The following is a 13,443-nucleotide window of genomic DNA, read 5'->3' as shown; positions in this document are numbered from 1 at the left end:
GTTGGAATCACCCGCGCAGGGTGAACTCACACTCCTCACCCCTTCGTCTTCTCGGAACCTCCTGACATCAGGGCGATGACAAGAACCACGAGTCCACATGCGACGACAAGGATCCAACCCGCTCTCGATGCCTCGGCGATGTCTGATTGTGCGCTGCCGGCGATCATGCCGCCGGCCAGCGCCACACCGAGAGCAGCGCCGAACTGCCTTGCACTGGAGGTGATCCCGCCGGCAAGGCCTGCCTGCGCTCTCGGTAGTCCGTTGACGGCGGTGTTGGTGATCGGAGCATTCGAGAAACCGAAGCCGATACCGAGGAACAGGTACGCGACGAGCAACGTCGCAGTGCCTGTGCTGTTGTCGAGAGAGACCAGGCACAATCCGCCGAGCGCGGTGAAGCTTCCGGCGATCAGCAACGGCAATCGTGCACCGAAGCGTCCGACGAGAATCCCCGACAACGGCGCACAGATGGTTGCGGCGACTGCCATCGGTAGTGTCATCGCGCCCGCGGCGGCGGGAGTCATTTCACGCGCCTGTTGAAGGTAGAAGGTGCCGAGAAGCAGCGTCGCGTTGAGTGCCACGAACACCACGATCGCGCCGAGGACTGCCCCGGTGAACGGTCGGTGCCGAAACAGCGAGGGGTCCATGAGCGGCTCGCTCTTTCGCGATTCGACGCGGACGAACGCTGCCAGCGCGGCAGCGACGGCGACGTAACCCGCGATTGCGCCGGCGGCCAGCCACCCGATTCGTGGGCCTTCGATGAGCAGCGCCACGGATCCGCCCACGACGACCATCAGAAGCACCTGCCCCGGTAAGTCGAGACGTCGAGGTTGTTCAGCCCGGGACTGCGGTACGAACACCGCGGTCAGCACAAGAACGACTGCGATGACGGGCACGTTGATCCAGAAAACGGATCTCCAACCGAAGCTCTCGATGAGGACTCCGCCGACTATCGGTCCTGCTGCCATGCTCAGACCGAAGACCGCAGCCCACACGCCGATCGCCTTGGCTCGCTCCTTCGGGTCGGTCATCACGTTGACGACGATCGCCAGGGCCACCGGACTGAGCATCGACCCACCGACTCCCTGCGCGATCCTCGCCGCAATCAGAACTCCCACCGACGGGGCCAGCGCGCAGACGATCGACGCCACCCCGAAAACGACCAGTCCGATCTGGAAGATCCGCCTTCTACCGAACCTGTCGGCCAGGGCGCCGGACGAGATCAGCAAGCTCGCCAAGACGAGTGTGTACGCGTTGACAATCCACTCGAGACCAACGGTTCCGACGCCGAATCCCTCCCCGATCGCGGGGAGAGCGACGTTGACGATGGTCGTGTCCAACCCGACGACGAACAAGCTCGTGCAGCAGATGGCCAGAATGCCCCACCGGCGGCGTGCGTCAAGTCCGATCACTTGCGGTTCGTCGATCCCGCTCGAAGGTTTCATCTCGGACTCCATCTCTCGAAGTGTTCTGCCGTGCTCGCCAGTCGAAAGGATCGTCGCAACCCAGCCTGCAAAGCCGGTAAGAAATTTGCAGAAACTGCAAAGATGAGCGCATGGACGCCGAACTCGAGCAGTTGCTTACCGATATCGGGCCGAGACTGCGAACGCTTCGTCGGGATCGCGATTTGACCCTCGAGGCCCTGTCCGACGCCACCGGCATCTCCGTCAGCGCACTGTCGCGACTCGAATCGGGTAAGCGTCGTCCCACCCTCGATCTGCTGTTACCGCTCGCGCGTGCTCACCGGGTCGCGCTGGACCAACTCGTCGGCGCTCCCGCCACGGGCGATCCTCGGGTCCATCTCACCCCGAGTCGACGCAAGAACGGCAGTGCCGTCGTTCCGTTGACGCGCTATCCGGGCCGGGTGCAGGTCTTCAAACAGGTGATCGGTCCACGTCCACCGAAGCTCGTCACCCACGCCGGCTACGAATGGCTCTACGTCCTCGCTGGGGATCTGCGTCTCATTCTGGGTACGAACGAGGTTGTCCTGCACCCCGGTGAAGTCGCGGAGTTCGACACCGCCGAGCCCCATTGGTTCGGGCCCGCCGATGAACAGGTCGTGGAGATCTTGCATCTGTTCGGCCCGCAGGGCGAAAAGGCGCACGTACGCACGAAGGCAAGAACTACTACTGCGCACGAACCGGTACCCGAAAGTTAGACCACTGCATGCGTTTTCAGTCGGTTCGACAGTGTATGAGCGTACTCGAGAAGTAGCGTTCCCAACTCGGCATGACGCGTGGGCCGAAAGCGGGTTTCCACTCCCGTCAGGCTCAGCGCCCAGTCCGGGCGCCCGTTGCGGTCGAACACCGCGGCACCCATTCCCCAGCTTCCCTCGACGATGAGGGCTGGATTGACGGCATAGCCGGTGACACGCGTCGACTCTATTCGCTCGCGGATTGATGCCTCACTGTGGATCTCACCCCATTCCGACTCCAGATTCGCTCGGGCGAAATAGTCGTCGACGTCCCGCGTCGGTAGGTGGCTCAAGATGGCAAGCCCCGCCGACGCGACCCCCAACGGGAATCGCTTCCCCTCGTGCAGCACGTGAGATCGCAGCGGAAAACTGCCTTCCTGACTCAAGATGCAGACGGTCTCGTCGCCGCGACGTGCCGAGAGGAATGCACTCTCCCCCGTGACCCGGGCGAGGTCGTCGACGATGTCGCGAGCGCGGTCGGTGATGTCGTACCGATTTCCGGCCGCGGCGCCCAGGAGGTACAACTCCGGGCCGAGAGACCACCGACCGGTTCGTGCGTCACGGTCGACCAGTCCTTCGGCAGCCAAAGACGTGAGCAGTCGGTGCGCGGTGGGCCGAGCGAGGCCGGTGACCTTGCCCAATTCAGTGGTGGAAATGCCCGTTGACTCAGAGGCGCCGAGGGCTCGCAGAAGTGCCGCCACCCGCGCGACCATGGCCGGTGATTGCTCGTGAGTAGGCATGAGTTCATCCTAGCGTCCATTCAGTGAACGAATTTTCTTCAGATGGTCAGCAGTCGATCAGTTCTGTGTTGATATTCAAGATCCCTTGAACCTGTGAACTGGAGATAGTTCACTGGATAGCGAAGTGAGTGAGTGTCTACTCAATGAACGCTTGGCAGGGAGAAAACATGACAGCAAAGGTGTACGAGTCCGCGGCGGACGCGGTCGCCGACATCGTCGACGGAGCAACGCTGGCCGTCGGCGGATTCGGTTTGTGCGGCATCCCCGACGTATTGATCGACGCGATCGCAGCAACGAGTGCAACCGACCTCGAGGTGTTCTCCAACAACTGCGGCGTCGACGATCACGGTCTCGGAATCTTGCTGAGCGCCGGACGTATCCGACGGGTGACCGCGTCGTACGTCGGTGAGAACAAGGAGTTCGCCCGGCAGTACCTGGCCGGCGAACTCGAAGTGGAACTGACGCCGCAGGGCACGCTCGCCGAGCGTCTGCGCGCCGGCGGAACCGGAATCCCCGCATTCTTCACACCGGCCGGAGTGGGTAGCCCCATCTCCGACGGCGGAATGCCCTGGCGCTACGACGCCGACGGCTCGATCGCTATTGCATCGCCTCCGAAGGAGACTCGCGTCTTCGGAACCAAGCGTTACGTGATGGAAGAGGCGATCAACGCCGACTACGCACTCGTGCACGCTGTTCTCGGTGACACCGACGGCAACCTCGTGTTCGACAAGACCGCGATGAACTTCAACCCGCTCGCCGCGATGGCGGGACGGGTCACCATTGCTCAGGTGGAACGTCTGGTCGAGCCCGGTGAAATCGACCCGGCATCGGTACACCTGCCCGGAGTCTTCGTGCAGAGAATTGTGCACACCGGCCCTCAGAACAAGCGAATCGAAAAGCGAACCGTCAGCGCTTCGGAAGGAACCTCACGATGACCGCACCAGTGACAGTGACGGGTTGGACGCGCCAGCAGATGGCAGCGCGGGCGGCTGCAGAGATGATCGACGGCGAGTACGTCAATCTCGGAATCGGTCTTCCCACACTGATTCCCGGATACCTGGGGTCGGACGTTCGTGTGGTCCTGCACTCGGAGAACGGAATTCTCGGTACCGGACCGTATCCCACCGAGGACAACGTCGATCCTGACCTCATCAACGCCGGCAAGGAGACCGTGACCGTCAATCCCGGTGCGGCATATTTTGATTCGGCCCTCTCGTTCGGGATGATCCGCGGCGGCCACATCGACACCGCCGTTCTCGGCGGCATGCAGGTGTCGAAGACGGGTGACCTCGCAAACTGGATGGTCCCCGGCAAGATGGTCAAGGGAATGGGCGGCGCAATGGACCTCGTCCACGGTGCCCGGCGTGTCATCGTCGTCATGGAGCACAACGACCGCGACGGCAACCCCAAGATCGTCGACGTGTGCACCCTGCCCCTGACCGGCCAGGGCGTGGTGAATCGGATCATCACCAACCTCGCCGTCATCGATGTGAGCGACGAAGGCCCACTTGTCCTGCGTGAACTCGCCCCCGATGTCAGCGTCGAAGACGTTGTTGCCGCGACCGGCACCGAACTGAAAGTTGAACTGGCATGACCGACACGACCACTGTGATTGTTGCGGGAGCTCGTACCCCGATGGGTCGACTCCTCGGATCGTTGAAAGACCTCTCCGGGTCCGACCTCGGCGGCATCGCCATCAAAGGCGCCCTCGACAAGTCCGGAGTCGCCCCCGAACAAGTCGACTACGTCATCATGGGACAGGTCCTCACCGCCGGCGCCGGCCAGATGCCCGCCCGCCAAGCCGCCGTCGCCGCCGGCATCCCCATGAACGTCCCCGCCCTGAGCATCAACAAAGTGTGCCTCTCCGGCATCGACGCCATCGCCCTCGCCGACCAACTCATCCGCGCCGGAGAATTCGACATCGTCGTCGCCGGCGGGCAGGAATCGATGTCCCGCGCACCCCACATGCTCGAAAAAAGCCGCGAAGGCTTCAAATACGGAGACGTCACCCTCCGCGACCACATGGCCTACGACGGCCTCCACGACATCTTCACCGACCAGGCCATGGGCCTGCTCACCGAACAAGTCAACCAACAAGAAACCGCCCACATCACCCGCGCCGAGCAGGACGCCTTCGCCGCCGCCTCACACCAGAACGCGGCCCGCGCCTGGAAAGACGGCTACTTCGACAACGAAGTAGTCCCCGTCTCCATCCCCCAACGCAAGGGCGACCCGATCGTCTTCGCACAGGACGAAGGCATCCGCGCCGACACCACCACCGAATCCCTCGGCAAACTGCGTCCCGCGTTCAGCAAGGACGGCACCATCACCGCCGGCTCCGCCTCCCCGATCTCCGACGGCGCCGCCGCCGTGATCGTGATGAGCAAAACCAAAGCCGAAGAACTCGGCCTGACCTGGATCGCGGAAATCGGCGCCCACGGCGTCGTCGCCGGACCCGACTCCACCCTCCAGTCCCAACCCGCCCGCGCCATCGCCAAAGCCTGCGCCAAGGAAGGCATCGACCCCACCGACCTCGACCTCGTCGAAATCAACGAAGCGTTCGCCGCCGTCGGGATCGCCTCCACCCGCGAACTCGGCCTCGACCCCGCCAAGGTCAACGTCAACGGCGGCGCCATCGCCGTCGGACACCCCCTCGGCATGTCCGGCGCCCGCATCGCCCTGCACCTCGCCCTCGAACTGCAACGCCGCGGCGGCGGCATCGGCGCAGCCGCACTCTGCGGCGGCGGCGGACAAGGCGACGCACTCATCATCCGCGTCCCCAAGGCGTAATTACTTCATCCTGACCAGACAGGTCGCCGAGCCCTCATCGTGCTCGGCGACCTGTCTGTTTCATGTCGGAGGCTAGTTCGGATCAAGCGTCGTCAAACGGTTGCGCAACAACTTCTCGATCTCCGATCTTCGGTATCTCCGATGTCCGCCAAGCGTTCTCAGAGTGCCGACCTTGCCCTCCCTCGCCCACCTGGACACCGTGGTCCTGTCGACATGGAACAGTGCGGCAACCTGTTTGGTTGTCAGCCATTCGTCGACAGATGCTGCGTGCTCTTCTTCTCGGCTCATTGACAGTGATTCGTAGCCGTAGCGTGGATGGATGGGTCCGACAATGAATTGGCAACCCCTGGCGCGCTGTGAAAGACTCGCTGCAAAACTTTACTATTCCTTGGGGAAAATATGTCGAAGTCGGTAACTCTGATCCGTTCCACATCACTCTCATCGGTCGCTGAATACGCCTATGCAGCAACGGCTCCCGCCGAGGCTCGACTGATCTTCCTGGCCGGATCCTGCCCGTTGAACGAGGACGGCTCCACTGCCGCCATCGGCGACTACGCAGGACAGGCAACCAAGGCCGTCGACAACCTGAGAACAGCTCTCTCGGACGCGGGCGCGTCCATCACCGACGTGATCAACACCCGCGTCCTGGTGGCGTCGAGCAATCAAGCCGACCTCGTTGCGGCGTGGGAGGTAGTCCGCGACGCGTTCGGTGATCACGACGCCCCAAGCACTCTGATGGGTGTGACCGTTCTCGGTTACGACGATCAACTGGTCGAGATCGAGGCAATCGCGGCCGTCGTCGACTGAACTCGAACCGAACCGGGCGTTCCTACCGGGGATCTTCGTGAGCAAGGGCCTGGTAGCCCTTTGCCCCCGCACGATCCACAGCGGCTCGCACAACAGCAAAGATGGCTCCCTGCAGGGCGGCGGCGATCAGGACTTCCTTACTCGACCTGCTCAAATCTTTTGGCTCGGGCGCATTCTTGTCGTCACCGATGCGCTTCCACACCTGCTGGAAGACGGCACCGGCCAAAATGCCGCCGAGGACGCTCGTCGCCAGTGAGAGTGGCTTGTACATCGCTTTCGATACTGCGCTCATTGCGCGGATCCTCCATGGTTCGATTCGTACCGCCTGAGCGGGCTGACCGACTCTCACTACCCCACAGGCGAACTGTCGAAACATTGCACCGGCGCGGCGCGAAGTTGACTGTCGCACGTTATGTTCCACGGTTTGCCATTTCGCGGGCCGGGTAGGATCGTCTTAGCGAAAGAAGGTTGTGTAAGTCATGGAAAACTACAGAATCGAACTACCGGACGGTACTACGGTGATGGAAGATTTCGTCTCGGATCGCGCCGCCATCGCATACGCGGTCGATCTGAATCACGGGTGTAGCGAGAAAGTATCGGTATTCCGTATCACCGACGAAGGGGAAACCATCCCGACTCGGATGTGCCCCAAGCCGAATCCTGGTTCGCGGCGTCGCGCGCGAAGCGTCCGATAGAAACCGGTCAAGAAGCGTCGAGGCGAGGGAAGAGCGTTTCTCTTGCGAGCAACAGCAAGGCCGCAGCGACCGGAATCGCCAGCAACGCACCGACAATACCGAGCAACGCTCCGCCCAACAGGACCGCGACCACAGTCACCAACGCCGGGACCGCTACCGTCTTCCCGATGATCTTCGGAACGAGCAGGTAGTCCTCGAGCAGACGTAACGCGATGAAGAATGCAACTGTCGCCAATGCCGTTGGGACAGAGACTGTCAGGGAGACCAGGGCGACGATAACCCCTGCGATCGTGGAACCGACTATCGGGATCAGATCGAGCAGAGCGACCAGCAGCGCCAGGATCAACGGGTACGGCACGTCGAAGATCAACAACCACGCGAAGGTGCACACTGCGGTGATCACGGAGATCAGAACATTGCCGAGGACGTACCCACCCACACCTGCCAGTATCTGATCACCGATGGCGATTGCTCGGGGCCGCCGCGAATGTGGCACCAGCCGATACAGATTCGTGCGGATTCGTGGATAGTCGATCAAGAAGTACGTCGTCAGTACAGCAACGATTCCGGCGTCGGCGACTGCGCTGAACACCGCCCGCCCCGCACCGAGCAAACCCGTCGCGAGCGCAGAACCCGAACCATCCAGTTGCGTGGTGAGGTGCTGCTCGAGGTGATACTTCTCGTCGAGGTCGTTGACGATCGGGTACCGGTCACGAATGTGTGTCAGGAGTTCGGGAGCGTGTGATGCAAACTGACGTCCCTGCTCGACCAGCGGGGTGATCGCAGCAACGAGAAACAGCGCCAACATCACTGCAATTCCGAGGAGTACCACGGTGACTGCGATCCAGCGCCGGAAATGTCTCCGCTCCAGCCAGACGATCATCGGTTCGATGCCCACCGCGAGAAACAGCGCGACCACGATCAGGATCAGCATGCCTCGCGCCGCAAGCAGCACTTCGATCACCGCATAAGTCACGGCAACTCCGGCCGCGGCGCTCAGACCGATGAAGAACGGTGACCGACGGTCGAATCTCGGTCCGGGCTCACCCAGCGGCCGGACAGGCGTCGCCAATGCTGCGGCTTCGCGTTCCGCTTCCACCATCGGATCTACGGCTTGGACTTCACTTTCGGAGTCCGGTGAACGGTCTGCGGAACTGGGATCCATTCAAGCCACCTCACGATCCGCGCGACTTCCCGGCACGGGAGTGAGTACCCGTGCCGTAGTCGGATCAACCTCGAGGCCTCTCCGCTCCGCTTCGGGTCAGTGCCAGCCCGGTTCCCACAACTCCGATGATCGACACTGCGATGGCGATACTGGGCCAACCGTCGCTCTGCCAGTAGACGTCGTCGAGAGTGATCAGCAACGCGGCCTCGTCGACGATGAGCCCGAGTGCAATACCCAACGCGATGCCCATCCATGTTCGTGCGCGAGGGCTTCGGTCTACGAGGCCGAAGATCGCCACCCCGGCCAACAGGAGAATTCCCCACAGGTAATGGTGAAGGTGCGTCCCACCGGCACTGATGTCGCCGACGTCCCTGGTGTCGATCTGGATCAACCAGGTCACCAGACGTGCTCCACCGAACGTCAGTGTGAAGGCCACCCACGCCAACACCAAACCGCGGCGTGACTCGTCAACTTGATTCCATCTGCGAGGAAACCTGAATCTCTCCACAGGTTTCTCTTCCGCATGATCTCGAGAAAGCATCCTTCATGTTTACCCGACGCAGCTCAGAGCGATACTTTCGGGTAGAGACACCGAAAATCAATTGGAGAACGAAAAAGCGGTACTCGATCTCCGAAGAGATCAGGTACCGCCTTCTCAGCTACTCGCGCAGTATCGATCAATACCAGACTTTTCGTCCGCCCACTGCACGCCCGGTAGCACCGAGGATGGACAAAACTGCACCTACGACGACCAGAATGATGCCGACGGTGGTCAGAATGCTCAACCCCGTGAAAAAGCCGATCAACGCCAGAATAATGCCGAGAACAATCATGTGAGAACCTCATCCGGTATGCGTATAGAAATGATCTACTCAACTGACGCTACTACAAAAACTTCACAATCAAGAAATCCGATAATCGACATCATCAATACGAAACTCGTATTACTACCCAATAATGTCGGCGTTAAAACATTGGCCTTTCTTTTTCTTATCCCTCACGGTTCGATGCCTTCGATCTTGGCCTCGACGGCCGGCGTGATGTGGCTCAACACGCAGCGCCAACGACCGTCTCGCCGGGCGAACACGTCGGTGGTCCACTCCTCGGCGTCGTACTGCCTTCCGTCGTAGTGCGCAGTATTGGTGATCCGCGTGGTGAAAAGCGCAACGTCACCGAAGAAACGCACGCGAGCGCGCCCGACGCGATCCATCGCCGAATGAGTCAGGTCGCCAGAGGCCACGAAACCCAGAAACTCCGCCTTGGTGGATACCCCGGATTCCGAGACGATCACCCAGTCGTCGGCCATGAAGTCGCCGATCCGTTCGGCGTCGTTCGAGCACATCGCGACGTTCCACTCGTCTGCAGTTGCAGTCAGCACCGCTGTTTCCTGATCCGACATGGCCTCTCCCTCTACCGTCGTCACCCTCGGCGGGTGATGCCTCGACGGCAGGGTTCCCGCAAGGTGGACGTCGAACCGACGAACTACGAGAGGGCAGAGATGACAGACACCAGTCGCACCGAGCTTGCAGCTCAGGCGTACATCTACGGATTTCCCCTCGTTTTCAATCTCGACCAGGTCCATCGGTACGTTCACGACGGTGTCGGAGCGAACCCCGCCGCACCTTTCAACACCTTCAGTCACGCCCGCACACTCGCCGGCCCGGCAGATACTTTTGTCACGATCAACAACGACACCGTGTATTCCATGGCGCAGATCGACCTTTCTGTCGGCCCCGTTGCGCTGCACGTCCCCGATACCGATGGCCGTTACTACGTCCTCCAGTTCGTCGACGCCTGGACAAACAATTTCGCTTACGTCGGGCACCGTGCCACCGGCACCAAGAGCGGAGACTTCCTTCTCGTCCCACCCACCTGGACCGGAACCCCGACCGCCCAGACCACAGTGATCAGATTTCCCACGACCGTTGCATCGATCGTCGGTCGGTGGGCGTGCGGCGGCGACGACGACCTCCCCGCCGTGCACGCCTTGCAGGACGCCACCACCCTGACCGTCGTCGACTCCGCCGGGGCTCCGGCCGGTCTACCGGTCCCCGACTCCGAGGTCAGCCAGGACCTCCTCTTCCTTGAGAAACTCCGCATCTGGTCGCAGGCCTTTCCGCCGGCCCCGCGCGATCGAGAACTCCAGGATTCGTTCTCACCGATCGGAGTCACCGAGCACGGGGCCTCTCCCTATGTATCGCTGTCTGCCGACGACGCTGCGGCGCTCGCGGACGGGTTGACCGCCGGAGAGAAGAATCTGCACGAAGCACTCACGCACGGCTCCAGCCCCGAGGCCAACGGTTGGAAGCTGACTTTCCACGCCTTCGACTACAACCTCGACTACTTCGAGGTCGGTGCAATCGACGATCCACAATTCAAGATCGCCGATCCCAGGTTGCGAATCATCGAACGAGCGGCGGCGGCCAAGGGCGGGCTGTGGGGCAACCACCCCTACGAAGCGGCGTACATCATGACCTACGTCGACGATCAGGGAACGCAATTGAACGGAAACCGCACCTACACGATCAGACTCGACCCCACTCCGCCGGTGAGCGCCTTCTGGTCGCTGACGATGTACTCGGTGCCGGACTTCTTCCTCGTGGCGAACCCCATCGACCGATACTCGATCGGCGACCGCACTCCCGGCATCGTCCACGACGCCGACGGTGCGTTGACGATCACAATCAGTCACGAGGAGCCGAAAGATGCCACGGCGAAGGCGAACTGGCTCCCCTGCCCGCGCGGAGACTTCCGACCGGTCCTGAGAATGTACGAACCTTCGCCCGCCGTACTCGATCAGTCCTACGTCGTCCCCGCTATCACTCGCTCGCGAGAATGACGGCTCACGTCTGACGGCCTGCCCCAGGCCAGGCCGTCAGACGGACACAGAATCAGGCGTGAGTGCCGCCGTCCACACGGATCTCCGTGCCGGTGATGAAGGCACCATCGTCGGATGCCAGCATCGCGATAACTCCCGCAACACTTTCCGGCCCGGCCATGGGAGCACCACCGGACTCCAGATCAGTGCTCAGAATTGGCGACAGCTTGCCGAAGAGCGACCAGTCGGTGTCTTCCGGCAGGTACGACGCCGTGGTGTCGGTGATCCCGCTCTTCACACTGCCCGGAGCTACCGCGACGGCGCGCAGACCCTGCTTGCCGTATTCGAGAGCCAGTGCGTGAGTGAAGGACTGGATTCCTCCCTTACTCGCCGCATATGCGGCCATGTACGGGTGCGCGAAGGCTGCGGAGGTGGAGCTGAAATTCACCACCACTGCGTTGCCGGTGGCCAGGAGAGCTGGCAGTGCCCGACGAGTGACGAGGAAGGTGCCGGTCAAGTTCACGGAGATCACCTGATTCCACAAGTCCAGTGAGGTCTCGTGGGTGTGCCCGCCTCGCAATATCCCGGCGGCGTTGACCAGTACGTCCAATCCCCCGAGAGCCGAAATTGCCTGACCCACAACCGTGATGACGGAACTCTCGTCACCGATATCGACGACGACGGTGTCGAGACGACCCTCCGTCGAGGCATGTTCAGCCGACTTCCGGGTGTCTGCCAGACCCTTCTCGGAGATGTCGGCAGCGACCACGCGGCCACCTTCGGCGAGCAACCGCAGCGCGGTGGCCTGCCCGATTCCCGATCCTGCGCCGGTGACGAGAATACGACGACCTTCGAAACGATTCATTGCTGTGTACCTTTCACGAAAACGAGTTGGCTGGTAATCCAGGCTCGGCGGCGCCGACACTCACAACTCACCCGCGAGAAACTTCAGGTACGGGAAATGCGCAGCACTGCAACAGGTGTGGCACTGCGAAATCTCGGCGAGGCAAAGCTCGCCGAAGTGGCGAATGTCAGACGGATCCGGCCGGTGCGGCCAAGGCTCTTTCGATCCAGACAAGACCAGAGGGGCGGCGGTCGATCGCCTTACGCCCCCGTCGGAATGTCGCTACGCCGAATCGGGCCGTGCGCAGTGCACGGCCGGAAGCGAGAGTACAGCGGCGTATGGACATCACAGGCACCGTAGCAGCGCGAGTACAAGTCGCTCAAACGCGTTGTCCGCGACGCAGGTTTGATTCAGGTAATCAGATGTCACTTCTGGACAACTTTGCCGACTTAGGCAGCACTAACCTGATGGCATCTCGAAAACCCGATCCAGGAGCACAGTCGATGACACATGCAGACGCCACGAGCACAACAACTCCCCGGGCGAGCGTCCTACGAACCGCTGACCACAATCGCGGACTCAACGACGTTCTCGCCGTCGTCGAAGCAATGGAGCGACCGAGCGACCACCTGCTGCGGATCACGGCTCATTTGACGGAGTCGACCGACGATCCGACCTGGTCACGCCCGAACGTCACCGTACGAATGAATCTCGGGCCCAATTTCGACGACGCTTCGCGTGTGTACACGGTGCGTTCCTACGATTCCGCCACCGGATCGATCGTCATCGACGTGGTCCTGCACGGACAGACCAGCCCGATGATGAGGTGGGCAGCGGCGTTGACCATCGGTGACACCTTCGGTCTCACCGGTCCGCGACCACACTTCTTGGTCCCCGACGTTCCCGGTCGACGGATCGCACTTTTTCTGGACGGCACCGCAATACCTGCGCTGTACTCGATCATCGAGCAGCTACCTACCGACGTGGTCGGAATCGGCTGGGTCACAACAGATGACGAGGTCGCTTTCGCCGAACTGCCCGCCGTCCCCGGCCTGGAGCTTCACCGCGTGAGCGCAGATCTCGCCGAGCCCGACGGCCCACTGGCGGTACGAGCACGCGAGCTCGCCGATCCCGCGAGCTACGTCGTGTGGGGAGCCGGTGAACGCAACGAGATGCGCGCAATCCGTAGGCACTTTCGGTCGACCGTCGGACTCGACAAAGACGACGTCGCGATATTCGGATACTGGAAGCGCGGCATCAGCAACACCGAAATCGACCTCCGTCGGCGCGAGAACTACGAGCGAATCCTCGCCGACGGTGGAACCCTCACCGACATCGACGACCTGGCCATCGAGATCTGATCGCGTACACCGGCCGACCTGACCGGCCGTGC

Annotated in this window: 17 protein-coding genes; 8 read left to right on the top strand and 9 right to left on the bottom strand. The window is 61.8% G+C overall.

Going from position 1 to position 13,443, the window contains the following annotated elements; translation table 11 throughout:
* Positions 1–35: 35 nt before the first annotated feature.
* Entirely contained in the window at positions 36–1,442 is a 1,407-nt protein-coding gene (locus tag GJB56_RS28260) for an MFS transporter (RefSeq protein ID WP_113682434.1), read from the bottom strand.
* Positions 1,443–1,552: 110 nt separating this feature from the next.
* Between GJB56_RS28260 and GJB56_RS28255 the strand changes: the two genes are divergently transcribed.
* Positions 1,553–2,155, top strand: coding sequence for a helix-turn-helix domain-containing protein (locus GJB56_RS28255; RefSeq protein ID WP_113682242.1), 603 nt, complete (start codon positions 1,553–1,555; stop codon positions 2,153–2,155).
* On the opposite strand, the gene GJB56_RS28250 is transcribed toward GJB56_RS28255, so the two are convergent.
* Positions 2,152–2,931 carry an IclR family transcriptional regulator gene (locus tag GJB56_RS28250; RefSeq protein ID WP_113682241.1) on the bottom strand — a complete coding sequence of 260 codons (780 nt, stop codon included), beginning with the start codon at positions 2,929–2,931 and terminating at the stop codon, positions 2,152–2,154. The genes GJB56_RS28255 and GJB56_RS28250 overlap by 4 nt on opposite strands.
* 167 nt (positions 2,932–3,098) lie before the next feature.
* Between GJB56_RS28250 and GJB56_RS28245 the strand changes: the two genes are divergently transcribed.
* From GJB56_RS28245 to GJB56_RS28235, 3 genes are read left to right on the top strand one after another with little or no spacing between them, the layout of a single operon-like run.
* Entirely contained in the window at positions 3,099–3,866 is a 768-nt protein-coding gene (locus tag GJB56_RS28245) for a CoA transferase subunit A (protein WP_153211317.1), read from the top strand.
* Positions 3,863–4,525 carry a 3-oxoacid CoA-transferase subunit B gene (locus GJB56_RS28240; protein WP_113682240.1) on the top strand — a complete coding sequence of 221 codons (663 nt, stop codon included), beginning with the start codon at positions 3,863–3,865 and terminating at the stop codon, positions 4,523–4,525. The genes GJB56_RS28245 and GJB56_RS28240 overlap by 4 nt, the downstream gene beginning before the upstream one ends.
* On the top strand, positions 4,522–5,721 hold the full coding sequence (locus GJB56_RS28235; RefSeq protein ID WP_029254638.1) for an acetyl-CoA C-acetyltransferase: 1,200 nt from the start codon (positions 4,522–4,524) through the stop codon (positions 5,719–5,721). The genes GJB56_RS28240 and GJB56_RS28235 overlap by 4 nt, the downstream gene beginning before the upstream one ends.
* A 72-nt stretch (positions 5,722–5,793) precedes the next feature.
* Here GJB56_RS28235 and GJB56_RS28230 read toward each other — a convergent pair whose 3' ends face one another.
* A complete protein-coding gene (locus GJB56_RS28230; protein ID WP_021333209.1) occupies positions 5,794–6,009 on the bottom strand; it encodes a BldC family transcriptional regulator in 216 nt (71 codons plus the stop codon).
* A 111-nt stretch (positions 6,010–6,120) separates the two neighbouring features.
* Between GJB56_RS28230 and GJB56_RS28225 the strand changes: the two genes are divergently transcribed.
* Positions 6,121–6,528, top strand: coding sequence for a RidA family protein (locus tag GJB56_RS28225; RefSeq protein ID WP_113682239.1), 408 nt, complete (start codon positions 6,121–6,123; stop codon positions 6,526–6,528).
* A 22-nt stretch (positions 6,529–6,550) separates the two neighbouring features.
* Here the strand turns inward: GJB56_RS28225 and GJB56_RS28220 are convergent, their stop codons facing one another.
* Entirely contained in the window at positions 6,551–6,820 is a 270-nt protein-coding gene (locus GJB56_RS28220; RefSeq protein ID WP_007734706.1) for a DUF4235 domain-containing protein, read from the bottom strand.
* A 187-nt stretch (positions 6,821–7,007) separates the two neighbouring features.
* On the opposite strand from GJB56_RS28220, the gene GJB56_RS28215 reads away from it, so the two are divergent.
* On the top strand, positions 7,008–7,223 hold the full coding sequence (locus GJB56_RS28215; RefSeq protein WP_019747225.1) for a hypothetical protein: 216 nt from the start codon (positions 7,008–7,010) through the stop codon (positions 7,221–7,223).
* 7 nt (positions 7,224–7,230) lie between these two features.
* Here GJB56_RS28215 and GJB56_RS28210 read toward each other — a convergent pair whose 3' ends face one another.
* The 4 genes from GJB56_RS28210 to GJB56_RS28200 all read right to left on the bottom strand — a co-directional run bounded on the left by GJB56_RS28210 (position 7,231) and on the right by GJB56_RS28200 (position 9,787).
* The gene (locus GJB56_RS28210; protein ID WP_019747224.1) at positions 7,231–8,388 is read right to left on the bottom strand and encodes an AI-2E family transporter; all 1,158 of its coding nucleotides are present in this window, start codon (positions 8,386–8,388) and stop codon (positions 7,231–7,233) included.
* A 64-nt stretch (positions 8,389–8,452) separates the two neighbouring features.
* Entirely contained in the window at positions 8,453–8,929 is a 477-nt protein-coding gene (locus tag GJB56_RS28205) for a hypothetical protein (protein WP_019747223.1), read from the bottom strand.
* Between the two features lie 136 nt (positions 8,930–9,065).
* Positions 9,066–9,221, bottom strand: a complete 156-nt coding sequence (locus tag GJB56_RS31490) for a DUF6131 family protein (RefSeq protein WP_003945564.1) — start codon at positions 9,219–9,221, stop codon at positions 9,066–9,068.
* A 164-nt stretch (positions 9,222–9,385) separates the two neighbouring features.
* The gene (locus GJB56_RS28200) at positions 9,386–9,787 is read right to left on the bottom strand and encodes a nuclear transport factor 2 family protein (protein ID WP_029537656.1); all 402 of its coding nucleotides are present in this window, start codon (positions 9,785–9,787) and stop codon (positions 9,386–9,388) included.
* Positions 9,788–9,886: 99 nt separating this feature from the next.
* Here GJB56_RS28200 and GJB56_RS28195 point away from each other — a divergent pair, with 99 nt between their 5' ends.
* Entirely contained in the window at positions 9,887–11,227 is a 1,341-nt protein-coding gene (locus GJB56_RS28195; RefSeq protein WP_060938364.1) for a DUF1254 domain-containing protein, read from the top strand.
* A 52-nt stretch (positions 11,228–11,279) separates the two neighbouring features.
* On the opposite strand, the gene GJB56_RS28190 is transcribed toward GJB56_RS28195, so the two are convergent.
* A complete protein-coding gene (locus GJB56_RS28190) occupies positions 11,280–12,071 on the bottom strand; it encodes an SDR family NAD(P)-dependent oxidoreductase (RefSeq protein ID WP_113682238.1) in 792 nt (263 codons plus the stop codon).
* Positions 12,072–12,553: 482 nt separating this feature from the next.
* Here GJB56_RS28190 and GJB56_RS28185 point away from each other — a divergent pair, with 482 nt between their 5' ends.
* Positions 12,554–13,411 (top strand): siderophore-interacting protein, encoded by an 858-nt coding sequence (locus GJB56_RS28185; protein WP_113682237.1) that lies wholly within the window; start codon positions 12,554–12,556, stop codon positions 13,409–13,411.
* Positions 13,412–13,443 lie beyond the last annotated feature (32 nt).

The sequence above is a fragment of the Rhodococcus sp. AQ5-07 genome, assembly GCF_009707305.1.
Lineage (GTDB): Bacteria > Actinomycetota > Actinomycetes > Mycobacteriales > Mycobacteriaceae > Rhodococcus_F > Rhodococcus_F erythropolis.
The sequence above is the reverse complement of the archived record's forward strand: the minus strand, read 5'-3'. Positions and strand labels throughout refer to the sequence as shown.